22 protein-coding genes and 1 riboswitch are annotated in these 26,811 nt (G+C 66.3%); of the genes, 8 read left to right on the top strand and 14 right to left on the bottom strand.

The genetic code is table 11. From position 1 onward, the window contains the following. Positions 1-101: 101 nt before the first annotated feature. Complete coding sequence (locus SK803_RS13480) at positions 102-2,342, bottom strand: alpha-L-fucosidase (protein ID WP_319966295.1); 2,241 nt, start codon at positions 2,340-2,342, stop codon at positions 102-104. Positions 2,343-2,491: 149 nt separating this feature from the next. Next, positions 2,492-2,585, top strand: a riboswitch (glycine riboswitch). Between the two features lie 62 nt (positions 2,586-2,647). On the opposite strand from SK803_RS13480, the gene gcvH reads away from it, so the two are divergent. After that, the gene (gene gcvH / locus SK803_RS13475) at positions 2,648-3,028 is read left to right on the top strand and encodes a glycine cleavage system protein GcvH (RefSeq protein ID WP_319966294.1); all 381 of its coding nucleotides are present in this window, start codon (positions 2,648-2,650) and stop codon (positions 3,026-3,028) included. Between the two features lie 32 nt (positions 3,029-3,060). Beyond that, positions 3,061-4,425, top strand: coding sequence for an L-serine ammonia-lyase (locus tag SK803_RS13470; protein ID WP_319966293.1), 1,365 nt, complete (start codon positions 3,061-3,063; stop codon positions 4,423-4,425). A 15-nt stretch (positions 4,426-4,440) separates the two neighbouring features. Here SK803_RS13470 and SK803_RS13465 read toward each other — a convergent pair whose 3' ends face one another. The 3 genes from SK803_RS13465 to SK803_RS13455 form a co-directional block, all read right to left on the bottom strand. After that, a complete protein-coding gene (locus tag SK803_RS13465) occupies positions 4,441-4,794 on the bottom strand; it encodes a winged helix-turn-helix transcriptional regulator (protein ID WP_319966292.1) in 354 nt (117 codons plus the stop codon). 88 nt (positions 4,795-4,882) lie between these two features. Continuing rightward, the gene (locus SK803_RS13460; protein WP_319966291.1) at positions 4,883-7,639 is read right to left on the bottom strand and encodes an LAGLIDADG family homing endonuclease; all 2,757 of its coding nucleotides are present in this window, start codon (positions 7,637-7,639) and stop codon (positions 4,883-4,885) included. A gap of 491 nt (positions 7,640-8,130) precedes the next feature. Further along, positions 8,131-8,781 carry a TVP38/TMEM64 family protein gene (locus SK803_RS13455; RefSeq protein ID WP_319966290.1) on the bottom strand — a complete coding sequence of 217 codons (651 nt, stop codon included), beginning with the start codon at positions 8,779-8,781 and terminating at the stop codon, positions 8,131-8,133. Positions 8,782-8,852: 71 nt separating this feature from the next. Between SK803_RS13455 and SK803_RS13450 the strand changes: the two genes are divergently transcribed. Continuing rightward, positions 8,853-9,257 (top strand): hypothetical protein, encoded by a 405-nt coding sequence (locus tag SK803_RS13450; RefSeq protein ID WP_319966289.1) that lies wholly within the window; start codon positions 8,853-8,855, stop codon positions 9,255-9,257. A 159-nt stretch (positions 9,258-9,416) separates the two neighbouring features. Here SK803_RS13450 and SK803_RS13445 read toward each other — a convergent pair whose 3' ends face one another. Genes SK803_RS13445 through SK803_RS13435 form a run of 3 tightly spaced genes read right to left on the bottom strand, consistent with a single transcriptional unit; the run spans position 9,417 to position 12,502 of the window. After that, positions 9,417-9,725, bottom strand: a complete 309-nt coding sequence (locus SK803_RS13445) for a transcriptional regulator (RefSeq protein WP_319966288.1) — start codon at positions 9,723-9,725, stop codon at positions 9,417-9,419. Further along, positions 9,722-10,567, bottom strand: coding sequence for a hypothetical protein (locus SK803_RS13440; protein WP_319966287.1), 846 nt, complete (start codon positions 10,565-10,567; stop codon positions 9,722-9,724). Before SK803_RS13440 ends, SK803_RS13445 begins: the two co-directional genes overlap by 4 nt. 57 nt (positions 10,568-10,624) lie before the next feature. After that, positions 10,625-12,502 (bottom strand): ABC1 kinase family protein, encoded by a 1,878-nt coding sequence (locus tag SK803_RS13435; RefSeq protein WP_319966286.1) that lies wholly within the window; start codon positions 12,500-12,502, stop codon positions 10,625-10,627. Between the two features lie 107 nt (positions 12,503-12,609). Here SK803_RS13435 and SK803_RS13430 point away from each other — a divergent pair, with 107 nt between their 5' ends. After that, positions 12,610-14,877, top strand: a complete 2,268-nt coding sequence (locus tag SK803_RS13430) for a glycosyl hydrolase family 95 catalytic domain-containing protein (RefSeq protein ID WP_319966285.1) — start codon at positions 12,610-12,612, stop codon at positions 14,875-14,877. A 56-nt stretch (positions 14,878-14,933) separates the two neighbouring features. Here the strand turns inward: SK803_RS13430 and SK803_RS13425 are convergent, their stop codons facing one another. Then, the gene (locus SK803_RS13425; protein ID WP_319966284.1) at positions 14,934-15,317 is read right to left on the bottom strand and encodes an SSI family serine proteinase inhibitor; all 384 of its coding nucleotides are present in this window, start codon (positions 15,315-15,317) and stop codon (positions 14,934-14,936) included. A gap of 87 nt (positions 15,318-15,404) precedes the next feature. After that, positions 15,405-16,274, bottom strand: coding sequence for an SGNH/GDSL hydrolase family protein (locus tag SK803_RS13420; RefSeq protein WP_319966283.1), 870 nt, complete (start codon positions 16,272-16,274; stop codon positions 15,405-15,407). A gap of 87 nt (positions 16,275-16,361) precedes the next feature. On the opposite strand from SK803_RS13420, the gene SK803_RS13415 reads away from it, so the two are divergent. Next, the gene (locus SK803_RS13415; protein ID WP_319966282.1) at positions 16,362-17,651 is read left to right on the top strand and encodes an MFS transporter; all 1,290 of its coding nucleotides are present in this window, start codon (positions 16,362-16,364) and stop codon (positions 17,649-17,651) included. Here SK803_RS13415 and SK803_RS13410 read toward each other — a convergent pair. Further along, positions 17,583-18,380 (bottom strand): diacylglycerol kinase catalytic domain-containing protein, encoded by a 798-nt coding sequence (locus SK803_RS13410; RefSeq protein WP_319966281.1) that lies wholly within the window; start codon positions 18,378-18,380, stop codon positions 17,583-17,585. The two genes, SK803_RS13415 and SK803_RS13410, sit on opposite strands and share 69 nt — an antisense overlap. A gap of 50 nt (positions 18,381-18,430) precedes the next feature. Continuing rightward, positions 18,431-19,378: an SPFH domain-containing protein gene (locus tag SK803_RS13405; RefSeq protein WP_319966280.1), complete on the bottom strand. Its 948-nt coding sequence runs from the start codon at positions 19,376-19,378 to the stop codon at positions 18,431-18,433. A 125-nt stretch (positions 19,379-19,503) separates the two neighbouring features. Between SK803_RS13405 and SK803_RS13400 the strand changes: the two genes are divergently transcribed. Continuing rightward, positions 19,504-20,190 carry an NUDIX hydrolase gene (locus SK803_RS13400; protein WP_319966313.1) on the top strand — a complete coding sequence of 229 codons (687 nt, stop codon included), beginning with the start codon at positions 19,504-19,506 and terminating at the stop codon, positions 20,188-20,190. A gap of 307 nt (positions 20,191-20,497) precedes the next feature. Here SK803_RS13400 and SK803_RS13395 read toward each other — a convergent pair whose 3' ends face one another. Together SK803_RS13395 and SK803_RS13390 are read right to left on the bottom strand one after the other, a co-directional pair. Further along, the gene (locus SK803_RS13395) at positions 20,498-21,445 is read right to left on the bottom strand and encodes an inositol monophosphatase family protein (RefSeq protein WP_319966279.1); all 948 of its coding nucleotides are present in this window, start codon (positions 21,443-21,445) and stop codon (positions 20,498-20,500) included. Between the two features lie 21 nt (positions 21,446-21,466). Next, a complete protein-coding gene (locus SK803_RS13390) occupies positions 21,467-22,612 on the bottom strand; it encodes a helix-turn-helix domain-containing protein (RefSeq protein ID WP_319966278.1) in 1,146 nt (381 codons plus the stop codon). A gap of 954 nt (positions 22,613-23,566) precedes the next feature. Here SK803_RS13390 and SK803_RS13385 point away from each other — a divergent pair. Both SK803_RS13385 and SK803_RS13380 read left to right on the top strand, forming a co-directional pair. Next, entirely contained in the window at positions 23,567-25,147 is a 1,581-nt protein-coding gene (locus SK803_RS13385; RefSeq protein ID WP_319966277.1) for an asparagine synthase-related protein, read from the top strand. Between the two features lie 137 nt (positions 25,148-25,284). Continuing rightward, entirely contained in the window at positions 25,285-25,719 is a 435-nt protein-coding gene (locus tag SK803_RS13380) for a GNAT family N-acetyltransferase (RefSeq protein WP_319966276.1), read from the top strand. A 5-nt stretch (positions 25,720-25,724) separates the two neighbouring features. On the opposite strand, the gene SK803_RS13375 is transcribed toward SK803_RS13380, so the two are convergent. After that, positions 25,725-26,732, bottom strand: a complete 1,008-nt coding sequence (locus SK803_RS13375; RefSeq protein WP_319966275.1) for a Gfo/Idh/MocA family protein — start codon at positions 26,730-26,732, stop codon at positions 25,725-25,727. Between the last annotated feature and the right edge of the window lie 79 nt (positions 26,733-26,811).

The raw sequence follows: 26,811 nt of genomic DNA, 5'->3' as shown, positions 1-26,811 counted from the left end.
ATGACTCCTCCGTTCGGTGGCCGACATCTCACAATGTGGGGCACCCCGAAGGTCATGTCACCGTGCGGATCGCACTATCCGGTCACTGTCCGGTTGTTCTGTCAGGACAAAGCCACCTTGAAGACCCATGCGTGCCGGCCAACGCCCGCAGGCACGTCGACCACCAGTTTTCCACTCGATCGGGTCCATTTCAGGGGCCTGTCATGACCTAGCAACGTGATCTTGTCGCCGTCCTTGAGCGGCACTGGAGCGTCGACCACCAGCTGTGACCCCGGCTGGACCAACGAGGTGATGTAGAACGCCTCGTTGGGCTTCACCGTGAACCGCAGCGAACCCAGCTGGGCCATCCGCGACCAGTACGTCGTGCCGTAGATCGACTCGCCGTTGGTCTTCAACCAGGCGCCCGTCTCACGCAGGCGCTGCCGCATGATCTCCGGGATCGAGCCGTCCGCCCGCGGGCCGATGTCGAGCAGGAAGTTGCCGTTCTTGGACGTCGTGTCGACCAGCGTGTCGATCACCTCGTCGGCGGTCATGTACATCGAGTCCGGCGTCGCCCGGTTCCACCCGTACGAACGCGGGTCGAGGCCGCGCGAGGCCTCCCACTTCTTCACCACGGTGTTCGGGTACGTCGCGTACTCCGGCGTCGTGTAGTCGTGGGTCGGGATGCCGCACCTGTCGTCGACCGTCACGTCCTTCGGGACGGCCCGGTTCTTGGCCTTGTTGAAGTAGTCGGCCAGCACCCGCCGCGAGTCGTTCGCGCCGCCGATGTCGCACCAGATGACGTCCGGGTCGTACCCGTCGACCAGTTCGGTCATCTGCGGCGCCTGGTAGTCGCGCACGAAGTCCCGTCCGGACTGGTAGCCGGTGTAGGGCTCGGCGGCGCCCGTGTACGGGTTGCGAGGTCCGTGACCCGACCACGGGTTGTCCGGGTTGAACCACTCCGGCATCGAGAAGTAGAGCCCGTTCTTGAGCCCCGGCGTGTACTTCCGCGACGCGTCGAACAGCTCCTTGACCAGGTCGCGCTTCGGTCCCAGATCGACGGAGTCGCGGCCGGACACCTTCGAGTCCCACAGCGCGAAACCCTCGTGGTGCTTCGAGGTCAGCACGTAGTACTTGGCACCGGCCTCCTCGAAGAGCTTCACCCAGTCCTTCGGGTCGAACTTCGAGGCCGTGAACTGCGGGATGAACTGGTCGTATGAGAAGTCCTTCCCGAACATCGCCGCGTGGTACGGGTGCACGGCGTTGTCCGGGTTCTGCATCCACTGCCAGTACCACTCCGCGTACTGCTCGCCCGGTGGCGACCACGCGGGCACCGAGTAGAGGCCCCAGTGGATGAAGATGCCGAACTTGGCGTCGTCGAACCAGTACGGCGACTCGTGCGTGCCCAACGAGGCGTCGGTCGCCTGGTAGTCCGCCACACCCAGCGAGAACTTGGCGTTCTGCGAGGCCGAGACGCGTCCGGACGTCGCGATGACCTTCCCGTCGAACGTGCCGGTCCGGTAGGCGTGGATCCCGATCCGCACCCGCGCCTCCTCGCCCGGTGCCAGCCGGCGCACGAGAGCCGGTTGCAACGTCACGACACCGAGCCCCTCCGCGCGCACCGAGACGTTCGAAACCCACTGGTCACCGAGGTTCACGACGGTGGCCTCGATCGTCTGGCCACCCAGCCGCGGCAGCTTTGGCGTGCTGCGCGCGGACCGGACCGCGAGCACCGCGCCCTTGCCGGCCGGTTGGAGGGACAGCGCGAACACGTGCAGCGAGGACTTGCCCTCCACGGCCGGGTTCGTCACCGGCAGCGTGATGCCGACGGCCTCCTTCTGGGGATCTGCCCAGAGCTGGGCGGTCCCGATCGACACGGGATGCTGGTCGGTGCCACCGGGGGAGTACCGGAACGGCGCGGAGATCGGACCACTGCCCGAGTACCAGTCAGGTCCGCTGATCGAACCGGTCGTCGTGGACCCGTCCGCGTAGTGCATGGTCGCGGTTCCGCCCGCCGCACCGTACGAGGACGCCACCAGGAAGTGCGCGGTCAGATAACGGCCGCGCGGAAGCTCGATCCGCTGCCCGAGGGCCACGGCGTTGTTCTTGGCCTGTGAATTACCCGGGAAGAGGTACGGCACGCCGTCGGCCGTGACCTGCCCGGACGGCAGTGCCTCCGCCGGGAAGGCATAGCCGGAACCGTCGAAGTCGCCGGTCCGGTCCGACGCGGTGTCGATGCCGTCGTTGTCGAAGAGGTGGCCGATGGGGACTGTGACAGGAGCTGGTGCCTCGGCCGCGGTGGCAGCGGGAACAGGGGTGAGCACCAGTGAGGCGAGCAAGGCGACGATGAACGGTTTCCGCATGAGACCTCCGATGTCTGCCTCACCTCACCCTGGCAGCGCTCTCACCGATGTCAACCATCTCGCGTTGACACTTGGCGGTGGCCGCACATAGCGTTCGCGGTCGAGAACTGAAGACCGGCCGTGGTGCGCAGTGTTGATCACTGGGCACCGGAACCCGAGTGGGAGAGACCTCGACCGATCAGGTCGGGGCGCCGAAGGGGCAAGCTCCCGCACACTCTCAGGCAGCGAGACCGCTCGGGGTAGGCAACTCTGCACGGCGGAGGGGGACGCATGTTTCCTGACCCGTCACAGCCAGAGGAGTCGCCGTGGAGTTCCCCGAGAACCTGCTCTACACCGTCGAGCACGAGTGGGTCGACTGGACGCCGGGCACCCAGGACCCCCTGACCTGCGGAATCACCGAATACGCCGCCGACGCGCTCGGCGACATCGTCTTCGTCCAGCTGCCTGAGGTCGGTGCCAAGGTCGTCACCAACGCGGTCTGCGGCGAGCTGGAGTCCACGAAGTCAGTCAGCGACCTGTTCTCGCCCGTCACCGGTGAGGTGATCGAGGTCAACAGCGCTGTCGTCGACGACCCGGCGATCGTCAACAACGACCCGTACGGCGCCGGCTGGCTGTTCCGGGTTCGCGTCGAGTCGGCGGAGAACCTCCTCACGGCGGCCAAGTACGCCGAACTCACCAACATCTGACTGACCGCCCCACCACCACGAAGGACTGATCAGTGGCGATCAGCGTTTTCGACCTTTTCTCCGTCGGCATCGGACCGTCCAGCTCCCACACGGTCGGACCGATGCGCGCCGCGGCGATGTTCGTCGAGAAGCTCGGCGAACGAGTGTCCGAAGTGGACCGGGTGCGCGTCGAGCTGTTCGGCTCGCTCGGTGCGACCGGCCACGGCCACGGCAGCCCGAAGGCCGTGTTCCTCGGCCTCGAAGGCAACCATCCGGAAGAAGTCGACCCGACGGTCGCGGCCGTCAGGGTCGAGGAGATCGTCGCGAGCGGCCGGCTCCGGCTCGGCGGCGCGCACGAGATCGGTTTCGTGCACGACCGCGATCTCGTCATGCACCGCCGAAAGTCGCTTCCGTTGCACCCCAACGGAATGAGCTTCGAGGCGTTCCACGGCGACGAGTCGGTCGAGCGCGCCGTCTACTACTCGATCGGCGGCGGTTTCGTCGTCGACGAGAACGCCTCGGGCACCGACCGGATCAAACCGGACTCGACGCCGTTGCCGCACCCGTTCCTGACCGGCGACCAGCTCCTCGCGCGGTGCCGCGAAACTGGCATGTCGATCAGCGAGATCATGATGGCCAACGAGCTGTCGTGGCGGACTGAGGACGAGGTGCGCCAAGGACTTCTGCACATCTGGCACGTCATGCAGGAGTGCGTCGAACGCGGCTGCAACGAGCACGGCGTCCTGCCCGGCGGCCTGAAGGTCCGCCGCCGCGCCGCCGAGATGCGCAAAACGCTGGAGCGGGAGCACTTCGTCACCGACCCGCTGCGGGTCATGGACTGGGTCACGCTCTTCGCGTTGGCGGTCAACGAGGAGAACGCGGCAGGCGGCCGTGTCGTCACCGCGCCGACCAACGGCGCGGCCGGCATCGTGCCCGCGGTGCTGCACTACTACACGAAGTTCGTGCCGGGAGCCTCCGACGACGGCGTGGTCCGGTTCCTGCTCACGGCGGGCGCGATCGGCGTGCTGTTCAAGGAGAACGCCTCGATCTCCGGCGCCGAGGTCGGCTGTCAGGGCGAGGTCGGCTCGGCCTGTTCGATGGCCGCCGGCGGGCTCGCCGAAGTCCTCGGCGGCACCCCCGAACAGGTCGAGAACGCCGCCGAGATCGCGATGGAGCACAACCTCGGCCTGACGTGCGACCCGATCGGCGGCCTGGTGCAGATCCCGTGCATCGAACGCAACGCCGTCGCGTCGATCAAGGCGATCACCGCCGTGCGGATGGCGTTGCGCGGCGACGGTTCGCACTTCGTGTCGCTCGACAAGGTCATCAAGACCATGCGGGACACCGGCAAGGACATGTCGGTGAAGTACAAGGAGACCGCACGTGGCGGTCTCGCCGTGAACGTCATCGAGTGCTGAACGCCGTGAGGAGGTCTAGCGGGCGTCGTACGCCTGCTGGGCCGCCAGCACCTCCGGCATGCGCGCCTCCAGCATCTGGATCAGCGCGAGCAGCCGCTCGGCGGTGTCGCGGCCGAGCGGCGTGAGGGTGTAGTCGACGCGCGGCGGGTTCGTCGGCTGGGCGTCGCGGTGCACGAGCCCGTCCCGCTCCAGCGCGTGCAGCGTCTGCGAGAGCATCTTCTCGCTGACCCCGTCGACCCGGCGGCGCAGCTCGTTGAAGCGCAGCGGGCCGTCGAGGAGCGCGCTCATCGTGAGGCTGCCCCACCGGCCGGTGACGTGCTCCAGCGTGGGACGTGACGGGCACGCCTTCGCGAACACGTTGTACTCCATGGCGGCCAGGATACCTGGTGAAAACGCTTACGAAAAGTAAGTGGCAATGGTGAAGGGCCCGCACTCAGCGTGTGCGGGCCCTCACTTCCTAAAACGGCCAGTCGGCGTTCCGGCCTGCTTCGAGCAGCGGCACCATCCGGAAAGTCGCGTCGGTCAGGCCACCGAATTCGTGCCGGTTGGCCTTGCCGGTCGCGTACGCCGCCTTCTGGTATCCGCCCAGGTTGAAGCCGTAGATCGGCACGTGCGACGGCACGACGTCCGAGACGCCCTGGCCGTAGTGCCCGCCGATCGTCTGCATGTCCGAGATGATGAACACGCGGTCGTGACCCCGGTAGGCCCGCTTCAGCGACCCGGTGATGTCGGTGCCGTGCCCGACCTCGCCGATCCGCTTCAGGAACCGGCCGACCGTGCGGATCACCGACGCCCCGCGCGCGATGTCGTGCCGGAACGTGCCGTCCGCGAAGCCGACCACGTCGACCTGCTCGCCCTTGGCACCCAGTGCGACGCCGAACACCGCCGCGGCCTTGGCCGGGGTGACCTTCGACTTCGCCGAGATCGTGCCGTGCGTCATCGACGCCGAGGTGTCGATGAGGATCAGCGACCGGCCCGGCAGCGCGGGCAGGTTGCTCAGCGACGCCTGCAGCGCCTGGTCCAGGGCGTGGCCCCAGCGCAGGCTCGGTGCCGCCTCGTACGCCGACAGGAACCGAAACGGGAACTGCCGCGAGCGAGCGACCTGGCCCGGGTCGGCCAGCCGTGCCGCGACGGCTGCCGCGACCTCGTCGGACATGCCCGCCTCGTCGAAGTTCCTGAGGTTGCGAAGGCAGTTGCCGGTGACCAACCCTGCCGCCACGAACACGTTCGACGGCTCCACAGTCACGCAGTACGTCGGACGCTCACCTCCGTCTTCGACCGACACGACCCGGTCCAGTGCGACGGCCTCGTCGTAGCCGTGCATGTCGCTGCTCGCTGGTGCCACGTGCGCAAGCTGCTCCGCCAGCTGTGCGAGCTTGGTCGCCTTGTATCCGATCCGAAGATCGAGCAGGCTGGCCAGCCGCACCACCGCGGTCGCCCGGTTGACCTCGACGATGTGAAGCGGGTGCCGGCTCTGAATGCGGCCACTGCGCACTTGTGGCGCGCGCTCGCGGACGATGTTGGTGACACCAAGCCGAAGCAGCGCGTCCGAGACCTGCTCGGCCAGCCGCCGTGACACTGTCGCGTACTCGACAGTGCCATGCACCGTGCCCTTCGGGTTGACCCGCTCACGCACGCATCCGTCGGTGTCGATCAGCCCGGAGAGCGCGCCGATCCAGAACTCTCGGCTGAAAGGCCGGTTGGGCAGAGACTTGACCTCGCACCGCTTGCCCCACACGTCGTAAGCACGCAGAATCTCGGCCAGCGGGTTGCGCTTCCACTGCTTGAACGGGAACCGCAGCCTGACGATCCGGCCGTTCGCAGTCTCCGTCACCCGGCAATCGTGCTTCGCCGCGTACTCCCGCATGAACGTCACTGCGCCGTCGTCAGGATCACCGTGGAACTCCGGCGTCAGCGCCGTCATGCCACCGTCGCCCAGCATCGCACCGACGAAGTACCCGTCCCATGCGTCGCCCTCGTCTCCGAAGTAACCAGCCGTGAGTGGAGCTGGAATGCGGTCGCCTGGGCGCAGTTCGTCAGACGTCGTCCACTCCCATGCCTGACGACCGGTTCGGCGCTGACGGATCCAGCGGTGGTCCGTCGTGGCGTCCACAGTGCGGCCGGAGGCGAAACGAATGGTCACGACTGGCCGGACGCCCGTGTCGAGCCAAGCCGAGGGAACCGTTGGGATGAGCCTTCCCACCGAGTGATCGCGAGGTCCCTGGTTGGCGCCGTACTTGACTGGACGTGTGTCCCATGCCTTGTCGTAAGACAGAACCGGAAGCCGGCGAGCCACGACGTCCTCGATGGGAGCTGTCGTTCCATCAGCGAGCCAAACAGGGGTGCCTTCGGCCAGGCACGCCATGTAGCCCATCGACGGCGCCAGCGCCTCCCACACCTCCTTCGTCAGCGGACCCTGCAGCCAGCCGGCCACCGACTCCCACGTCATCCCGGCCCGGCGCAGCACGTCGGCCGCGTCGGGACGCGCGAAGAGCGCCCGGCGCTGCTCGACCGGCCACGCCATCAGCTCACGGCGTGCCGCGGTCATGCGCAGCGCGTCCGGTACCGCCACGTCGCTGTCGCGGCGCCGGTCCAGCATGTACTGGAAGAGCGAGCCCTGCCAGTCGGCGGCGGGCGAGGGGTGGGCGAGGTTCAGCACGTCGGCCATCCGGAAGCCACGGGCGTCGCTGTCCCACTTGAGGACCGCGCGCTCGTCGTACAGGCGCTTCACGGCGTCGGCGATACCGCGCTTGATCGGCTTCGGCACGCGCCGGCCGTTCGCGCCGGTCCAGTAGGCGAGGAGTTCGCCCGGCTCGTCGGCGCGCTGCAGCACGGAGTCGATGACGGCACGGTTGGTGACGCCCGCGTCGGACTCGGCCACGAGCCGTGCGAACACGAACTCGGCCGCGCCGACGAGCGACGCCGTGCGCATGTTCGCCTCGCTGCGCAGCCACTTCAGCAGGCGCGCGGTCCACTCGGGATCCGCGAGCGCGGCGGTGTGGACGAGCTCGGCGAACCGGTTGTCGCGCTGACCGCCCGACTCGTAGAAGGTGGCCTCGCCGCCCATGTTCGACACGGCGAGCAGGAACAGCTCGGACTTCGTGTCGCGGGCGTAGCCGTCGCCGCCTTCGTAGGTGCGACCGGACGGTGCCGGCGCCGTGGCGACCGGGCTGGTGCCCGCCGGACGTGCACGGAAAATGTTGAACTTCGCCATCGGCTCTTCCCCCTCAAGACAAAAGAAAGGGGAGCCCACAAACGACACACGTGTCCGAGATCAAGGTCGCGGAAGGTACATCAGCTGCTCTGCCGAACTGAGCTACAGCCGTGAGGCTGGCAGGATTCGAACCTGCGACCCGCCCATTAACAGTGGAAGTAACCCTCTGCTTCGCACCGGACACGTGTGAAGTTGTGCGCTCCCGAGATCAAACGCGCCAACGGGTTGTTTGCGTTTTGAAGACGAAGTAACCGTTTGCTTCGCACCGGGTGCGACATCCATGTAACCACGCCGGGCCAGCGATTTAATTCCGGCCGATGTGGAGTTGTGGGGCGCCCGAGATCAAGTCGCGGAAGGTGACGTGCTCACCGAGGTGAGCGAAGACTGGCCGAGGCCAGCTTCAGGGATCGAACCTGAGATATCACCGGAAGTAACCCTCCGCTACGCACCGGGCGCACACCAATACAACCACGCCACGCAAAAGGGTTTTCCTAGGGCGCCGCCTTCACGAGCCGGCGCAGCAGGTAGAACAGCCCCACGGTCAGCAGGAAACCGACGGCGCTGATCATCACTATCTGCTCGACCGTCTCGGCCTGTGACCCCGCGAACACGTAGGCGGCACAAATCGGGATGGTTCCGGCGAGTGTGAAGGACATGAAAGTCCGGAACGACACCCTGGACACTCCGGCGGACACCGACACCGTCTCTGCCATCATCGGAATGCCGCGCGCCACCCCGAAGAACCACGGCCCGAACTGGCGGCCCCATCGCCGCATTTCGGTCAGTTCCTCGATGGTCACCACCCGGCGCACCAACCACGGGCCCGCGTACCGGCCGAGGGCGTACCCTGCGGCAGAGGAACCCAGGGATCCGACGATCGCGAGTGCCAGCCCGAGGGGCAGGCCGAGTGCCGTTCCCGCCAGCACGATGAGCGGAGTGGACGGCACGGGCAGCAGCACGTCCACGACGAGCAGGGCGAAGATCGCCACCGCCGCCCACACCGGGTCGATGCCGCGCACCCACGTCACGACGCCCTCGAAGTCGATGAGGTCGAGTGCTTCGAACACGATCCAGCTCAGCAGCACGAAGCCGAGCACGACGGCCGGTATCCACTTCCACCGAACGCCCGTCTCATAACTCATCGGGTGATGGTCGCCCACCGCGATGCGCCGGACAATCCGCCAGTGGCGCAGGTTCCGCGAAGGAGACACACATGAGTGACGACCTCGTGCCGTTTCTCGGCCACTGGGTGCTCGATCCCGCGCGTTCCGCGTACACCGGCGGAGACCCTCCCCGCAGCGGTCACTACGACCTCCGCCTCGAAGGAGAGCGGCTGGTCGTGAGCATCGAAGGCGTGCTGGGTTCCGGTGATCCCATCCGCACCGGGTACACATTGGACCTGTGGCAGGACACGCCGATGGCCGTCGGCAAGGTCGACCGAGTGCGCACGGTCGTCGAGCCGCGCAAGTTCTGCACGATCGCCTACGCGGGTGCGCAAGCGGTTGCGCGCGCGTGGCGGATCCTGGGCAACCTCAACGACATGACGGTCGTCCAGTCCGCACCGGACCACTTCGGCGTGTGGCGCGACGACGTTTCCGTGTACCGCAGGCAGTTCTAGTGGTGTGGCGCGGAATGTTGCCGGGGGAATGCGCGGTCAGACGGGTGCATCGTGGTGCCGCCCCCATGTCCTCGTACTGGTGGTACGGGGGCGTGGGGGCGGTGCCGCGAGGTGCCCTGCTGAGCGTGGATTACCTCGCCAACATTCCGGGGCGCGCCACTAGGAGTTGTCATGCCGGTCGAGCAGTGTTCGCAACGCCTTCATCTCCGCGGCGAGGGCGGCGCGGCCGGCGGCGGTGATGTGCAGCCACGTCTTGGGCCGCTTGCCCTCGTAGCCCTTCTCCACCTCGACCAGGCCTGCCTGTTCCAGCACGGTGATGTGCCGCGACAGGTTGCCCGCGGTCAGTTCCAGCGCCGACTTCAGGTAGGAGAACTCCACCCGTTTCGTCTCGGCCGCGATCGTCAGCACGCCGAGCCGATGCCGCTGGTGGACGGTGTCGTCCAACCCCGCTGTGGGGTTCTCGCTCATCGCGCCATCTCTCGTTGCACGGACCCGATGATCCCCCCGATGAGGAGGACGAACGCGGGCAGTGCGGTGCTCGCGAAGTACTGCACGGGGTACGGCCAGTAGATGAAGAACCGCCCTGCCTCGTTCACGAAGAGCACGGTAGCGGCGAAGATCGCCACGGTGACCGTGCAGACCACGCTGCGCTCCAGGTACGCGAGCCCGGCCAGGCCCGCGGCCAGGATGACCATCGGGCCGTACGGGTAGATCGTGACGAAGTGCGCGAGAGCGAACAGCGCGAGCACCGCGAGCGTGAAACCGACGCTGCGTACGCGCCAGGTCGCCGCCACGATCACCGCCACGGTGATCGGCAACGCGATCTGCCAGCCCGCCCGGCCGAAGAACAGCTCGCTCAGCACTGGCACCCCGATCAGCGGCAGCACCAGCATGAAGATCGTGACCTGGGCGTAGGCCCTGGTGGGGGTCTCCACGCCGACCTGCGCGGCGCGCCACCGGTACCACCAGACGACCGCGAGATAGCCGCACAGCAACGCGACGATCCAGTAGATGTCAGGGACGATGCTGGGCTGGTGCAGGCCGAACACCGGGCCCATCATCTGGCCGGTGGGATGCAGCCAGTGGTAGAGCCACGACTGGTCCGCCGAGGTCCACGTGCACACGCGAGGCTCGACGAGCTCCGGGTCCTGCCCGGCCTCCACGCACAACCTCGGCCCGTAGAACGGTGTCGCCCCCAGCGTGATCAACCCGAACAGCAGGAACGGCAGCCAGTAGCCGTGCCGGTCGGCGCGGGCGCGCTTGCGCATCGCGGCGAGTTCTACGAGCAGACCCTTCGGATCCACAGTCATGATCAGTCCCCCAACTGCACTCGACTGCAATCAGGTTTGCATCGCAAACCTGATTGGTCAAGCGCGAGGACGGAACACCGCGACGACGACGCGCAGGCCGAGCAGCACGCTGACGATCAGCAGGTTGTAGCCGAGCACCTGGTACAGCCCGATGTCCTGCACCACCTGGGGTCCGCCGGAGGAGCCGAGCAACAGCACCGCCATCACGCCCGCGGTGGCGCCCAGCGCGGTGAGCATCACCTGGTGCAGCAGGCCGGTGATGAACGACCTGTCGCGCTCGTCGGCGAACAGCCGCATCGACATGCTCAGCCGGCCCTGCTCCATCGCACCGGTGATCCGATCGATCCGCCGCGGCAGCCGGCGCAGCATCGGCAGCACGGCCTGGAGCTCCTCGGCCATCGTGCGCTTCACGGACTCCGGCGTGAGCCGCTCGGAGATCTGCTCGGCCGCGAACGCCCGCGACTCCACGACGATGTTGAAGCCGGGCGCCAGCACGGCCAGCGTGCCCTCCAGCGTCGCGAGCGCGCGGAACACCGCGGCGATCTCCGGCGGGATGCTCAGCCCGAACCGCGACACGATCAGGAACAGGTCGCCGAACATCTCCACGTCCGGTCGCATGCCCGCGCCCAGGTGCCGGGCCATGAACTGCCCGAGCGAGCGCTCCAGCCGTTGCTCGTCGATCTCCTCCGGCCGTGAGGTCAGCTCCAGCAACGCGTCCGTCAGTCCCGCCGGATCGCTGCGGTCGATCGCCAGCAACAGGCGTTGCAACGCCGAGCGCAGCGCGGAGTCGATCCGGCCGACCGACCCGAAGTCGAGCAGGCCCAACCGGCCGTCGGACAGCAGGAACACGTTGCCGGGGTGCGGATCCGCGTGGAAGACGCCGTCCAGCATCACCTGGCGCAGCACGAACCGCAGCAACGTCCGCGCGAGCCCCTCGTCCTGAGCGGCACCGCGCAACGGCACGCCGTCGAGCCGGTCCATCACCAGCACGCGCGATGTCGACATGTGGACGTGCGGCAACGTCACCGAAGAGTCGGAAGCCGCCGCCACGGCCGCGATGTTGCGTGCCTCGATCTTGAAGTCCAGCTCCTCGCGCAACGCCGCCGCGAATCCCGCCGCCAGGTCCCTGATGCCCAGCGCGGCGCCCCATCGTGTGCGCTGCAACGTCTCAGCGAGGCGGGACACGATGTCCAGGTCGCCCTCGGCCACCGCACGGACGTCCGGGCGCTGCACCTTCACCACGACCTCGGCGCCTGACTTCAGCACGGCCTTGTGCACCTGTGCGATCGAGGCCGCGGCCAGCGGCGTCTCGTCGACGGAGGTGAACGCGTCCAGCCCGACCTCGGCGTCGAGCACCACGCGGATGTCCTCCCACTTCGCCGGGGGAACCTTGTCCTGCAACAGGCTCAGCTCGTCGACGAAGTCCTGCGGCAGCAGGTCCGCTCGCGTGGACAACACCTGGCCGAGCTTCACGAACGTCACGCCCGCGTCCTGCAACGCCAGTCGCAGTGACCGGGAGAGTCCGGTGGAGGTCCGTTCCCGGCCGCGCAGGTAGGGCCCGAGGCCGTGCCGGAACGCGATCGCGGTGATCCGCGAGTACCGGCGCGTCCTGGCGATGCGGCGGCGCAGCATGCCCCACCACTCCGTCGGCGGCGGGATCGAGCCCGTCGGCACGATGATCTCGGCGAACGCCAGCAGGCCGATCACCGCGAGGATCGACAGCCCCAGCTGGAGCGTGACGAGCCCCGCCGTCGGCTCGACGCTGGTCTCGCCGAAGGCGCTCGACGCGACCGACATGGCCATCAGGCACGCCAGCGCCGTGCGGATCAGGCCGATGCGCAGGCCCAGGATCCGCCGTGCGGCCAGCGCCATGCCCAGGACCAGCAACAGGAAGGTGATCGGGAAGCCGATCGTGTAGACCAGGAAGTCCCCCATGATCGAAGCCTAGGCGCGCCTCTTGACTCAGGCTGTGCCGTCACGAAAGATCCGATGAATCGCCGCCCGCGTGGACCTGACCGCACATCGAAGTGAGGTGCCCGAACGTGGTCGAACTCAACCGGCGCACGCTGATCGGAGGCGCGTTGGCCGGGGTAGCGGGTAGTGCGCTGCTCCCGGACATCGCGTCCGCGGGTGATGACTTCAACTGGAAGGATTTTGTCGGGTCATCGGATCTTCTGTGGAAGAAGATGCCGACGACCTGGTACGAAGGCCCGTACCTGGGCAACGGCTATCTGGGGTCCGGCATCTACGCCGAGCCGAACGCCAACGCCATCAGATTCAACGTCCAGCACTCCCAGGTGCAGGACCACAGGCCGGAGTTCGGGGCGCTGTTCGGCCTCGCCCGGCTGCCCATCGGCTACTTCACGCTCGAACCCGTCGGCGCGATCACCGGCGTCGACCTGCGCATGGACCTGTGGAACGCCGAGCTGACCGGCACGATCACCACGGCCGCGGGAAGTCTGCGGCTGCGGGCGTTCATCCACACCAAGCGCGACCTCTACGCCATCGACGTGCAGGCCAGCGAGGGCGAGCGCGCGTTCAAGTGGGTCTTCCACCCGCTCAAGGCGATCAGCCCGCGCACCGACCCGAAGTGGGGCCGGCAGCCACCGGCGGGCTTCACCGACAACCCGCCGGTGCAGCTGACCAACGCCGGTGACGTGCAGCTGGCCGTGCAGCCGTTGAACGCGGGCGGCGAGCACGTGACGGCGTGGCGCGAGGTCACCCGCGGCACCCGGCGCACGCTCTTCACCAGCGTGGCGTGGTCGCATCCGGCCAAAACGGCTGTGCGCAGGGCGATCGGCAACGTCCGGTGCGGCTCGATCGAGGGTCTCGCGGTCGACCACCGCCTGTGGTGGCACGACTTCTACCGCAAGAGCTTCCTGTCCATTCCGGACAAACGACTGCAGGCGTTCTACTGGATCCAGCTCTACAAGTTCGCCTCCGCGGCCAGGAAAGAGGCGCCCGCGATCGCGACCTGCGGGCCGTGGCTCGAGAACACGCCCTGGCCGAACACGTGGTGGAACCTCAACGTGCAGCTGGAGTACTGGCTGATCCACGGCTCCAACCACGTCGAGTTCGACGCCGTCACATATTCGGTCGACAGGTACCGCGACGTGCTGGTCGAGCAGGTGCCGGCCGAGTACCGGCACGACTCGGCGGGCATCCCGCGCACCACCGACACCGTGCTGAACAACGGCGCGGGGATCGGCAACTCCGGTTACGGCGTGGGCATTCCCGGCAAGGACGTGCCGACGCCCGAGGTCGGCAACCTGACCTGGACACTGCACAACGTCTGGCTCACCTACCGGCACACGATGGACGACCGGGTGCTGCGCAACGTGCTGTTCCCGTTGCTGCGCAGGGCCATCAACTACTACTTCCACTTCCTGACCAAGGGCTCGGACGGCAAGTGGCACCTGCCGATCACCTTCTCGCCCGAGTACGGCGTGAACGCGCCGGACTGCAACTACGACCTGGCGCTGATCCGCTGGGGCTGCCAGACGTTGATCGAGTCCGCGAAGTCGTTGCGCGTCAACGATCCGCTGATTCCGAAGTGGCAGGACACGCTCGCGAACCTCACGCCGTACCCGGTGGACAAGAACGGGTACATGATCGGCGCGGGGGTGCCGTTCGCGAAGTCGCACCGGCACTACTCGCACCTGCTGCAGATCTACCCGCTGTACGAGGTGACTTGGGAGGATCCGGCGAAGCGTCAGCTCATCGAGACCTCGCTGAACCACTGGATCAGCTTCGAAGGCGCGTTGCAGGGCTACACGTTCACGGGTGCGGCGTCGATCAGCGCGCAGATGTTGCGCGGCGACAAGGCCGACTTCTACCTCGGCGAGCTGATGCGCCGGTACATCAAGCCGAACACGATGTACCAGGAGTCCGGCCCGGTCATCGAAACGCCGTTGTCGGCCGTGCAGTCGATGTACGACATGCTGTGCCAGAGCTGGGGTGGCGTGATCCGCGTCTTCCCAGCGGTGCCGTGGCCCGAGATCTCGCTGGACAACTTCCGGACGCAGGGCGCGTTCCTGCTCTCTGCTTCACGGCAGAAGGGTGTTACGCGGTGGATCAGGCTGCGGAGCGAGGCCGGTGCGCCCTGCGTGGTGCGCACGGACATCAAGGATCCGGTCGTGCGCGATCAGCGTGGGCGGGCGAGGCGTTTTTCGGTGCTGCCCAACGGAGATCTGCGCATCGAGCTGCGGCGCGGTGAGGAAGCTGTCATTCACCGCGCCGGTGACAAGCCGGACCTGAAGGTGGGGCCGGTGATCGGTGCTCCGGCGCCGTCATGGGGCCTGCCCGGTTAGAAACACAGCCGGTGCCCCGCCGCGACGGCGGTGCGGCGGGACACCGGCTGTGCGGCCTAGAAGTCGAACACCTTGGCGGTGTTCACGCGCATGACGCACGGGTTGGAGAAGGTCTCCTCGAAGTCGACCTTCTTGCCCTTCCACGTGCCGTGCAGCTTCGCCTTGGTCGGGTTCAGCTCCATGGTGCACATGGCGTCGCCCGTCTCGATCTTGGTGAAATCGCCCTGGACGGGAGCGAGGGCGTCGCACGCCGTCTTGGCGTTCTTGTGCGGCCCGCCGGCGGGCTCGCAGTTGAGCAGTGTGTTGTCGAACGAGCCCATCTCCTGCTCCACCGACAAGATCAGGGTGGACTCGGGGAGCAGAGGCGCCGCGGTCGCCGTCGCGGGGATGGCCGGAGCGGCGAGCGCGAGGCAGGCGAACAAAATTCGGTTCCTGGCCATGCCAACACTGTGGCGCGACCAGGAACCGAATCTCCAATCAACTCAGCGGTAACACCAGATCGTGTAAACCGCCACAACGGCGTGCAACTAGACGCCGATTGATTCCGTCCCGGCCAGTGCCGCGGCGACCTGCTTACCCACTGCAGCCATGCCATTGGCATTCGGGTGAACAGGGAACGCGAGACTCGTCGGAATGATGCCCTCGACCCACTTGTCCCACGGTGCCGCACACGTGTCGCGACCAAGACTGATGTCGTACGGGTTCACGAAAGTGGCGCCGGCGGCCTTTGCTTGGGCGCCGAGCATTCCGTTGAGTTGCTTCTGCACGTTGTCGAGGAACGGGATGTCACCCCTCGAGATGGGCACGATCGGCCAGCAGCCCCCGGACGGCGGCAGGATGCGCAGGTAGCCGACCACGACGACCTTGGCCTTCGGCGAACGCTGCTTGACGCCCGCGAGCACTTCGGCGACCTTCACGCCCGTGGCGTCGACGCGTTGGGCCAGGGAGTCGCCGTAGTTGGCCTTGCAGGGTGCGCCGTGCGGGTCGAGCAGGCTCTTTCCGGCGCAGGTCACGATGATGTCCATGAAGCCGATGTCGTTGCCGCCGATGGACACCGTGACGAGGTCCGTGTCGGCTTTGAGGGCGCTGAGCTGGGGGACGGACTGACCTGGGATGCCGCTCTGGGCGGCGAACATGTCCCCGGTCTGCGCTCCACCGCAGGAGATGTCGGTGAAGTTGGCGATGCCGAGCCTTTTCGCGATGACGGACGGGTAGTTCTGGGTGGACTTGAAGCAGCTCAGCGGATCGAGCCGCTGCAGGGGGATGAACGGCCCGGAGACGAACGAGTCCCCGAGTGAGACGTAGTTCCGGTACTTCGGCGCGGCGGTGGCGGTAGGAACGAAAAGTGCCGCGATCAGGGCGGTGAGCAGGGAAACAACAGTCACTCGGCGCGTCATTGCTACCTCGTTACTGAAGAGTAGGAACGTAGGACGAAGGGTGACCGGACCATTGCGCAGTGTCAATCCCTCGACCAGGCTGGAACGATGACGGGGGTACGCAAAGTAGCTGTGGCATCGGCGGTCGGTAACACGATCGAGCTCTACGACTTCCTGCTCTACGGCACGGCGTCGGCACTCGTGTTCGACAAGATCTTCTTCCCGCAGTTCGACTCGCGCGTGGGCGTGCTGCTCGCGTTCGCCACGTTCGGCGCGGGCTTCTTCGCCCGGCCGCTGGGCGGTGCGGTGATCGGTCATCTCGGCGACCGGATCGGGCGCCGCTCGATGCTCGTGGTGACGTTGTCCGTGACGGGCCTGTCGACGGCGATGATCGGCTTGCTGCCGACGTACGCCCAGGTCGGGATCCTCGCGCCGCTGTTGCTGGTCCTGCTGCGGCTCGTGCAGGGGTTCTTCATGGGCGGCGAGCAGGGCGGCGCGTCGCTGATGGCCGTCGAACACGCGCCACCGGGCCGTTGGGGCTGGTACGGCAGCTGGGTGTTCATCGGGTCGCCGGTCGGGCTCGTGCTGGCGAACCTGGCGATGTACGTGTCGTCGCGCGCGTCCGGGCCGGACTTCCTGAGCTGGGGCTGGCGGTTGCCGTTCCTGTTCTCGATCGTGCTGGTCGGGATCGGGCTCTACATCCGGCTGCGGGTGTCCGAGAGCCCGCAGTTCGCGCGGGTCGAGAAGTCCCGGCAGAAGTCGCGGCTGCCGATCGCCGAGGTCCTGCGCGACCGCTGGCGCGTGGTGTTGCTGGGGGCCGGGGTGAACCTGGGCTTCACGATCTTCATCTACGTGCTGAGCGTGTTCATGATCGGGTACGGCCGCACGACGTTGAAGATCTCCGCGGACGACCTGCTGGTGGCGACGATCGTGGGGTCCCTCGCCCAGGTCGTCGCGGTGCCGGCGTTCGCGTGGCTGTCCGACCGCGTCGGCCGGTTGCCGGTGATGTTCGGTGGTGCGATCTTCCAGGCCGCGTTCGCGTTCCCGTTGTTCTGGTTGACGGACGCGGGCTGGTTCACGTTCGCGATGGTGCTCGGTTTCGTCGGCTCGGCGGCGTTGTTCGGCCCGTCCGCCGCGTACTTCGCCGAGCTGTTCCGGACGCGCGTGCGCTACAGCGGGGTGGCGCTGAGCTTCCAGCTGGGCGCCGTGCTGGGCGGCGGGCTGGCACCGCTGGTCGCGCAGTCGTTGCTGCGCACCGGAACCTGGGCGATCGCGCTGTACCTGATCGCGGGCGCGGTGCTGTCCGGCGTCTGCCTGCTGGTGATCGGCTCAGCGCACGAGGCGGAGCCGGCGGGCGGCGAGTCCGACGCTCAGCCTCTGGCCCCAGCCGAGGCGTAGCGCGTCGCTCTCGATGCCGTCGCCGAACGCCACCAGCCCGTCGGACTCGACGTCGACGTGCAGGCTCGTGTCGGTGATCTCGCCTTCGGTGTGCGCGATTCCGGTGCTCGGCGACGGCCACGCCTCCCGCACGAACCAGACCAGCCTGCGCTCGGTCGGTTGCGGAAGGGTGAGCGCGCTCTTCCGTTCGCGGTGGGCACTCGAGCACCAGCCCGTCGCGCCGGTGCCGCTGCCGACGAGGATGCCGGACGACGCCTGGCGCTCGTTGTGGATGCGGTACCGGCTGGTCTGGTGGCTCGGGTGGCCGACGTAGATCTCGTTGAGCGCCTGGAGGGTCTGGCCGTCGTCCGTCCTGGCCTCGACCATCGTGCGGTCCTCGGTGTTCTTGGTGCTGTGCAGGAGTTCCTCGGCCTCGTGAGGGGCGTGCCGCGCGAGCACGCCCTGCTCGGGGTTGATGCCGATCACGGGCTGGCCGTCGAGGTACTTGGCGACGTTCGCGACCAGCCCGTCCTGCCCGACGATGACGACTACGTCCTCGGGCGCGAACAGGAACCGCGACAGGTCTTCCCTCTCGACCACGCCGCGGCGCCAGTCCAGCGGGATTGCGGCGCTGACCTCTCCCAACGCTTTGCGGGCCTGCTGGTCACGATCCACCACCTCGTCCAGGGTTCTGTCGCGGGACTTCAGGAAGAACTCGACCTGGCCACGGGTGCCGTGTCGTGCCAACAACTCTGTCAGCTCGGTGCGTCTGTGCACCAGCACAATTCGCGGGGCGAGGCTCATCGGGCCAGGCGGTTCAGGATCGGCTGGATCAGGTCGGGGGTCAGGGTGATGCTGCCGATCTCCGGCAGGTTGCCCGCGAGTTCCTTGGCCGCCAGGGCGTACAGGGTCTCCTGCGGGATCTCCTTGTAGGCGTCCAGGCGTGCCTTCTCGCCGGCGGCTTCGGCTTCGGCGAGCTTGCGGATGCCGTCCGCCTTGGCGTCGTCGGCGATCCGGCTGGCCCTGGCGTGGTCCTCCGCCTTCTTGAGGGCGTTCGCTCCTCGTTGCACGACAAGGAGTTCTTCTCGCTTGGCCAGTTCGATCTGGTTCTGCAGCTCGTTCTCGCTGATCGACCGTTCGCGTTCCACTGCCATGGCTCGGCGTTCGTAGGTGGCCTTGTCGGCCTCCTGCTGGACCTTCTCGCGGATGGTGGTCTGGAGGGCCTTCTCCATGTCGGCGTCCGGGCGGATGGCCACGACCCTGACGTCGATGATCTCCATGCCGATGTGGTCCGCGGTCAGGTTGGCTGTGACTGCTTCCTTGACCCGTTCAACGCCGGACCTCATCGCTGGTTCCAGGTCCATGGTGGCGAGGACCTTGAGGGCGTGTTGCTGGGTGCTCTCGGTGAGGGTGTTCGCGATCTGGCTCAGGGGGTCCTGGCGCCAGGTTCCGTTGTCCGGGTCGATCGAGAAGTCGATCCGGGTGGTTGCTGTCTCAGGGCTGGTGCAGCGGTAGGTGACGGTTAGCTGGACGGTGATGTCTTGGTAGTCCTGGGTTCTCGCGTGGAAGAGCATGGGGAGTTCGCGGTCGTCGACCGGGACCTCTGACAGGACGGCGTTTCTGGGGCGGAACCAGAAGCTCAGGCCCGTGCCTTCGTGGATGAGCTTGCCCTTGCTGACATGTCTGATGTGGACGGTGGGGGCGCCGCGGAGGTGGCGGAGTCCGGGGTAGGTGCTGATGTCGGCCACGGTCTTGGCTCCTTGCTGGTGCTTGGCGTCGGGCTGGGTCTTGGGTGCCGGCGATCGACGACAAGCGTGCGACCCCCCAGTCGGGCGCTTGTCGTCGATCTGACGATAAGCCTATACTCGTTGGTGTGTACAGGCCAAGTGATTTCCCTCCCTTTGCTGTCACGGTCGATCTGGTGGTGTTGACCGTGCGGGGCGACGCGCTGTGTGCGTTGCTGGTTCGGCGGGGGGAGGCGCCGTTCCGGGGGCGGTGGGCGTTGCCTGGAGGGTTTGTGCAGGTTGATGAGGCGGTGGATGCTGCCGCTGTGCGGGAGCTGTCCGAGGAGACTGGGGTGTCCGGGCTGCATCTTGAGCAGTTGGGGACTTATGGGGAGCCTCGGCGGGATCCTCGGATGAGGGTGGTTTCGGTGGCGTATCTGGCGTTGGCGCCGGATCTGCCGGTTCCGGTGGCCGGGACTGACGCTGCGGACGCGTCTTGGGTGCCGGTTGGGGAGGTTGGTCCGTTGGCGTTCGACCACGCCCGGATTTTGGGGGACGGGGTGGAGAGGGCCCGGGCCAAGTTGGAGTACACGGCGTTGGGGACCGAGTTTTGTGCTGCCGAGTTCACGGTGGCTGAGTTGCGGCGGGTTTACGAGATCGTTTGGGGGGTTTCGTTGGACCCGCGGAACTTTCATCGGAAGGTTACTGGGGTGGAAGGGTTGTTGGAGGCTACCGGGGGGAGTACCTCTCGGGATGGGGGGCGGCCGGCTGCGTTGTTTCGGCGGGGGGCGGCTGGGGTGTTGTATCCGCCGTTGGTTCGGGGGGCTGGGGCGTAGGGTTCCGCGACCTGTGTGGGTGGTTGGGGTGCGGGCGGCGGGTTGCGGTTGAGTGCTTCCCCTGGGGGACTCCGTCCCCCAGACCCCCTGCCAATCTGATCTGGGGGTACCACGCCACGCGTGGGTTGATGGCTCTGTTGCGTTGGGCGGCTGCCGGTTGCGTGGGTGGTGCGGTCCGGGCGGGTCCCCGTCACAAGTCGGGTCAGAGCGCGCTGCAACCAGGGAGGGCTGAGGCACGACTCGTGACGGGGCCCCGCCCGGAGCGCACTGAAAAGCAAAAGCTAAGAGCGCCTCGGCTTCGCCGTCGCTAGCTGGGCGTGCTGCTCGTGGGTCGAATTGTGCGCAGGATTTCTTCTGCGAGGGGCTGATTGCCTGCGGCGATGAATCTTCGGCGGGTGTTCATCGTCTTGTTGATCTCGGGCATGCTGTTCAGGCCGTAGTCGAGAGTGATCGGGTGCCCTTCTAGGTCGATGGTGACGCCTCCTGCTGCGTGCAGGATGTAGTGGCCTGGAGCGAGGTCCCACACGGCGAACCCTTTGGCGAATTCTACGGTGGCGTCGGTGAACCCTGCTGCGACGTGGCACAGGCTCACGGAGCCGAAGTCAACGCCGATGCGGCCCTTTTTCTTTCCGTTGCTTCCTGGTTCGCTCAGTGCGTCAAAGAATCGTTGTTGGTCGGCGAGAGGTTTGAAGCGCTCGTCGGGGCGCATTAGGTAGTTGGTGACCAACGCTTGTGACAGGCGAGCATTCGAAGGCCGGTTCAACGGGTGCCATTTGCCGTCCGCTGTGACGGTAAACGCGTGATCGTCACCGTTCTCGTCGCATCCGGCGACGTAGAGCCGCACATGATGGAAGATGTCGCCGACAACGGCGAGGACGGGCCGTTTTCGGGATCGTGAGTAGATCATGATGTGGGTGTAGCCATGCAGCGCTCGTACGGCGAGTTCGCTGGTGTCCAGCGGATCGACCAGGACGCACAGGTCTGGGTGCTCGGCTGATCCGATTACCTGCGGGTCTGCCTCTTCTGACGCGTAGATGAACGAAGGCATAACCTCGGCCAGCAGGTCTTTGTAGCGGCCGTGCATCCACAAGTCGTGGTCGGACAGGAAGTTGTCTTGGTGCCGAAGGTTCGCGTTCTCGGCGCGCTGGCCTGTCAGCGCTGCCTGTACCAGGCGAGGCCGAATCTCGTTCATCATGCCGGTGACGAGATCGACGATACGTAGTGCCAGCTCTGGAATCGGGCGTTCAGTGTCCATGTGGTGGTTGCCCTTTGCTGTCTACCGCAACTCTAGTGGTGGCTCGATGCCAGGTGGGCTCATCGTCGCGGCGATGAAGATCGCCTCGAAATGTGCGGCGCGCATGATTTTGGCGCCGGTCAGGTCGTTGAAGCTGCTGACTTCGAGGTTCTGGTCTTTGGTCATCGCGCCGAAGACTGCGAAGTAGAGTTCGGCGTTCGGGTAGCGGTTGCGCAACTGCCGGGTGATGTAACCGATCACGTCTGCATGCTTGACTTCGAAGTCGCACACCACGATGGAAGAGGCTTCCTCGGTACCGGGATAGAACGAGTTGGCATCGAGTTCTATGCCGTCGCGGATCTTGTTGCACCGCAGATAGCCGATGGGGCAGCGGGAAAAACGAGATGAGGCGAGAAAGGTTGCCATGGCCAGGCCTGCTTCATTTATTCCGAAGCAGATGTCGGCGTCGAGTCGCTTGCCGAGGTTCTTGATCTGCTGCGACAGGCGCTCCACACCGTAGCCGAAGGTGTCCCATGTCAAGTCCAGAAGTTGCCCTGGCTGGGGATTCGGCAGGCTGAGGACGCAGATGTCGGGGTTGCCGTGTTCAACGGTAGGCACTGTCAGTGTGAACTCCGAGCCGACCTGCTCCGGCGGCCCGGCGGAGTTGATTGTGCGGACCGGTGCAGCGTCGATCTCCAGTGGTGCGACTGGTATCGCCGTCTGTTTGTCCACCTTGAACTGCTTGAGTGCGAGTTGATCCTCGATGCTCAGGCGCTCGTACGCTTCGGCGATCAGCTCGGTCGGGCTGATCTGCTCGTCCGCGATGCCCAGCGGTCCTCGGCCGTAGGCGGCGCACAGGACGAGCAGGGCCGGCATCGATGGCGGCGAGCCTTGACCGCGGCTGCATGCCCACGTCTCCCAGGCATTGATCGTCGTGCCGCCAAGGCTGGTCTGGTTGCCGGTGACCTCGTTGTAGCGAGCTGCTGCCTGATCCTGAGACAAGCCTGCCGAGTATCGATGCGCTTGCAGGCTCGGGACATCTGGGTGTCTCGCCGACAGCTCCGCCGCTGCGCACTTCACCGATCCCAGCTCGGACCACAGCCGCCTGCCCTGAGCGGCGAGTTCGCGGCCTCGCGCTTGTGGGGTGGGGCGATGGTTCGCGTGCGGTGAGCTGGACGGCGTGATCACGGGCGCCCCTCGATCCGAGGACCGGCAACTACGCTGGGCATCTTACCCATCACAATGGGCAACGTTGTTTCTTCGGGCATCTTCCCAGGTCAGCGTGCCCACCGATCCGTCTGCTGCCGGTCTGCTGTGCAGGTGTCAGGGCATCAGGTCAACTGCGACGGTAGTGGTCGTCAGCAGATCCTGTTCCTGTGCAAGGAAGAAGTGAATGGGCACCACAGCGGTTGGCCGGCGTGCGAAGACCAAGTACGTCGCTCCGTACATCACGGCGTGGTGGCAACGAACCGCGGTACATCAGCGGGTAGGACTGCCCGAGTTCGGCAGGGTTCATCCGTTGAGGCAACGGCGTGCCATGCTCCGGCTGTTGTGCCAGGTCTGTGCCTGTCCTGCTGATCGGGGCGGCAATGGTGTTCTGTGGCTGCTGCGGGACTACCGAGATGACTGGCATGGCCGGCCGGAAGGCATGGCCTCAGTCGAACCGCCAGTCTGCGCGTGCTGTGTCGAGGTCTCACTGAAGCTCTGCCCAGCGCTACGGCGTGGCGCCGTGGCCGTTCGAGTTCGCGAATTTCCAATCGCGGGCGTGCGGGGTGCGGTCTACCGCAAAGGGGTGGCCGCTCCCGTTGCAGCTGAAGCGGCGAACCTGTCCTACGACGACCCTCGCGTGCGCTGGACGGTCGCCTCGGCGCTGATTCGCGAACTTCGGGACTGCACCGTGATCACGATTGCGGAACTCGCTGGCTCATGAGCTTGCAAGAACCGATCGAGGTCATGAAAGGAGGGGAGATGGACGAGTTCGCGCACGTGTTCACCGGTCCGGTCGTACTTGTGATGGCGAGGGAGTACACGAAGGAAGCAGGCAGCTCCGACACCAGCGACGAGTACGACGAGATGTGATCGACAGCTTGGGGTGGTGACCGGGCGGTGCTGCCCCAAGCGCTGCAACGGAGGTGCGCAGTGTTGGACTTCCAGCTCGACCGGTCCACATCGGACCTGAGATGGCGCAAGGGTGACGGTCGTTGGGTGTGCGGCCGGAGCTGGATCAAGCCGTTCAAGCATCCGCTGGTGGAGCAGTTCTGTGTTGCGAACGGTCGGTCAACACTGTTGGTCACGAGAGAACGTCAAACGTCTGTCCTGTCTGCACCTGTGCCGGATGACGTGACTTGCGTTGACGCGCCGACCTACGAGAAGTACCTGTCCGAGATGCGGGAGTGGCCTCTGGAGTACCTCGTTGTGGAGCATCACCACGAGGACGGCGCCTTCAGCATCCGGGCAGGCCAATGGGGGAGCGCGCCCGTCTATCTGGTCGAGGCGACGCAGCGCCTCCGCGGGACTTGGTCGCTGCCCGCGCTCCGGCCCTACATCCGTGCTGACCAGCTGAATGCATTGGAAGTGGTGCGAGGCCTCACGTATCGCTTGAGGTACAGCCGTGAGACGTACCTCGAAGGTGTCTTTCAGCTCACGGAACGCGCGGAGGCTGAGTACACGAAAGATCGTGGTTTGCAGTTGAGGTATCCCGAACCGGCGAAGCACGCGTTGCCGCGGGATGTCCGGGATGATGTCGACCTCGTCGGCGTCTTCGAACAAGAGCTCGACCGAGCTGTCACCGCATGGCCGTTCGCCCCTGGGGAAACCGCGGTCGAGTTGTCCGGCGGGATGGACTCCGCGAACGTGGCGATGACGCTGGCGGCGCTCGGCCATCGTGATGTCCAGGCCTATGCGTTGATCTTCGGAGGTGACATCGGAGAGCAGCAGTTGAGGCGACGTCGGGAGATGATCGAACACTGCGGCTTCGCGGACATGCGGATCGACGCATTGGACCACCCACCCCTCAAGCCTTTCGGGGCGCGGGCCAGCGGAGAGCCTCTGCACCCGCTCGCTCAGCCCTACCACGAAGGACTGGAACATGTCCTCGATCTTGCTCGTAGTCGAGGAGTGAGGACCGTCTTCACGGGCGACGGCGGCGATCAGCTTTTCAGTCTGCGTGAAGCTGAGTGGTCGGCATTGGGGAGCAGCCCCGGCCGAAACAACCCTCATCGGCCACTGCCCACCTGGCTCGGTGAGCGTGCCGTTGAGCAGTTGGAGTACCTGGACTCGAACCTGCCGCCGGCCACGGTGCTCAACCCCTCCGCGCTGTTGGGCTTCGCGTCGCGCACGCCGCAATACCTGGAAGCCGGGATGTGGCAGGTTTCGCCGCTCTGTTCACCCCGGTTGGCCGGCTTCTGCGAGCAGCTGCCCCTTGGCTGGAGGAAGCACAAGCGACTGGCTCGCGAACGACTGCGACGGCTGGGATTCTCGGATGACGTGGTCAATCCAGCCCTCCGGGAGAACTTCACGCACGTGATGGAGTACGCACTCGCCGAGTTCGGCATGCCGTTGCTGGAGAAGCAACTGGATCACTCGATCCTGGTCGATCTCGGGTACGTCGATGCGGACGAGTTGCGTGCGATTCACGGCAGGATCGCCAACGGTGGTGAGATGGACTTGTCCATCTTCGCGTTTCTCAGGATGGAGCTCGGCGTGCGAGGCGTGGCGGCGTGATGCCTGAGACGAGCGCGTTCGAGATGCGGCTCGGCAGGGAAGCCGATCGTCCCGCCGCTGCCGAGATGATCCGGTCACGCGCGGTGTGGATGCGGGGACGCGGCCAGCGCTGGGAGTCCTGGTACACGAGGGCGGAGATGCTGGCCGATCAGATCGGTGCTGAGCGCTGGCCGGTGTTCGTCCTGACGAAGGATCGTCGGGTTGTGGGTATGACCACCGCGACCTTCACTCTGCCTCATCTGGGATGGGCTGAGGACGAGATCGCCGAGCCGTCTGTGTTTCTCCAGACCACGGTCACCGATCCAGGCTTTGCTGGTGGTGGCCTCGGTGTGTTGATCGCTTGTTGGGCGCTCGACTACGCGGCGGTGAACGGGAAGCTGTGGACTCGGCGTGGTGTCTTGACGATCGGCGAGGAGAACCTCGGGCTGGTGCGGTACTACCAGTTGCAAGGTTGGCGGGTGGTTCGTGCCATCTCGCATCCGCGTAAGCCGGGCGTCACGGTGTGGTCCCTGCAACGCCCGGCTGTGCCTCAGTCCGACCTTCGCGAGTTCGTTCGGTGGCAGCCTGTCTGATCCGGTCAGAGGCGGACTGATTCGCCTGTGGTGGAGGAGTGTTTGGCTGCTTCGATTACCTCTAGGCCGGTTACTGCGTCTTGCGGGGAGACTGGGGCTGTGCCGGTGGCTACCTGGGCGTAGAAGTCCTGGTAGGCGCCTGGTTCTGTGCGGTGAGGTTTGCCGCCCAGGGTGCCCCAGGACTGTTCTGGGTCTTCGCCCCAGCCTGGGGTTGCGGGGGTTTCGCCTGCTTTCAGGCGTTCTTCTTGGGGGTCCATGCCGTATTTGACGTAGGCGGCGTCGTGGCCCAGTACGCGGAAGCGGGGGCCCAGGTCGGCGGCCAGGGCGCTCATCCAGAGGTGGGAGCGGACGCCGTTCTCGTGGGTCAGGGAGAGGAAGACGTCGTCGTCGGCTTTGGCGCCTGGGCGGACTGTGGCTATTTCGGCGTGGACTGAGAGTGGGCGGCCGAAGAGGGCTACGGACTGGTCTACCAGGTGGGTGCCCAGGTCGAAGAGGATGCTGCCGAGGTCGGCTGGGTCGCCGGATTCTTTCCAGGACGACTTGATTTCTGGGCGGTAGCGCTCGAAACGGGATTCGAAGCGGTGTACTCGGCCCAGGGCGTTGGTGTTGAGGAGTTTTTGGACGGTCAGGAAGTCGCCGTCCCAGCGGCGGTTGTGGAACGGGACGAGCATCAGGCCTCTTGAGGAGGCGATTGAGGCCAGGGCTCGGGCTTCGGCTGCTGAGGCGGCGAAAGGTTTGTCGACCACCACGTTGAGGCCGTGTTCCAGGACCTGGCGGGCGTGGGTGGCGTGGAAGCGGTTGGGGGTGGTGATCACTACCAGGTCGAAGTTGTTGGCCCACACCTCGTCCAGAGTGGACAGCAGGCGGGCGTTGGGGTAGCGCTCGGCCACCTCGGCTTGGCGGGCTGGGTTCGAGGTTACGACGGCGGCCAGGGTCAGGCCTGGGGTTGCCTCGATGAACGGGGCGTGGAAGGCCGCCCCACCTAGTCCGTAGCCGACGAGAGCTGTGCGCATGTGCTCAGACTAGGTGGTCTCAGCTGATGGACGGGGTGTTGGAGCGGTTGGTGGGGCCCTACCGTTCGAGTCATGACCA

It is taken from the genome of Lentzea miocenica, from assembly GCF_033949945.1.
GTDB lineage: Bacteria > Actinomycetota > Actinomycetes > Mycobacteriales > Pseudonocardiaceae > Lentzea > Lentzea miocenica.
The sequence above is the reverse complement of the archived record's forward strand: the minus strand, read 5'-3'. Positions and strand labels throughout refer to the sequence as shown.

What these genes read in the sequence shown, in the direction of transcription:
- SK803_RS13450 (WP_319966289.1), top strand. Translation starts at nt 8,853, where the DNA reads ATGAGTGACGACCTCGTGCCGTTTCTCGGCCACTGGGTGCTCGATCCC.
- SK803_RS13425 (WP_319966284.1), bottom strand. Translation starts at nt 15,317, where the DNA reads ATGGCCAGGAACCGAATTTTGTTCGCCTGCCTCGCGCTCGCCGCTCCG.
- SK803_RS13465 (WP_319966292.1), bottom strand. Translation starts at nt 4,794, where the DNA reads ATGGAGTACAACGTGTTCGCGAAGGCGTGCCCGTCACGTCCCACGCTG.
- SK803_RS13435 (WP_319966286.1), bottom strand. Translation starts at nt 12,502, where the DNA reads ATGGGGGACTTCCTGGTCTACACGATCGGCTTCCCGATCACCTTCCTG.
- SK803_RS13375 (WP_319966275.1), bottom strand. Translation starts at nt 26,732, where the DNA reads ATGCGCACAGCTCTCGTCGGCTACGGACTAGGTGGGGCGGCCTTCCAC.
- SK803_RS13460 (WP_319966291.1), bottom strand. Translation starts at nt 7,639, where the DNA reads ATGGCGAAGTTCAACATTTTCCGTGCACGTCCGGCGGGCACCAGCCCG.
- SK803_RS13480 (WP_319966295.1), bottom strand. Translation starts at nt 2,342, where the DNA reads ATGCGGAAACCGTTCATCGTCGCCTTGCTCGCCTCACTGGTGCTCACC.
- SK803_RS13380 (WP_319966276.1), top strand. Translation starts at nt 25,285, where the DNA reads ATGCTGGCCGATCAGATCGGTGCTGAGCGCTGGCCGGTGTTCGTCCTG.
- SK803_RS13455 (WP_319966290.1), bottom strand. Translation starts at nt 8,781, where the DNA reads ATGAGTTATGAGACGGGCGTTCGGTGGAAGTGGATACCGGCCGTCGTG.
- SK803_RS13445 (WP_319966288.1), bottom strand. Translation starts at nt 9,725, where the DNA reads ATGAGCGAGAACCCCACAGCGGGGTTGGACGACACCGTCCACCAGCGG.
- SK803_RS13415 (WP_319966282.1), top strand. Translation starts at nt 16,362, where the DNA reads ATGACGGGGGTACGCAAAGTAGCTGTGGCATCGGCGGTCGGTAACACG.
- SK803_RS13440 (WP_319966287.1), bottom strand. Translation starts at nt 10,567, where the DNA reads ATGACTGTGGATCCGAAGGGTCTGCTCGTAGAACTCGCCGCGATGCGC.
- SK803_RS13420 (WP_319966283.1), bottom strand. Translation starts at nt 16,274, where the DNA reads ATGACGCGCCGAGTGACTGTTGTTTCCCTGCTCACCGCCCTGATCGCG.
- SK803_RS13395 (WP_319966279.1), bottom strand. Translation starts at nt 21,445, where the DNA reads ATGGACACTGAACGCCCGATTCCAGAGCTGGCACTACGTATCGTCGAT.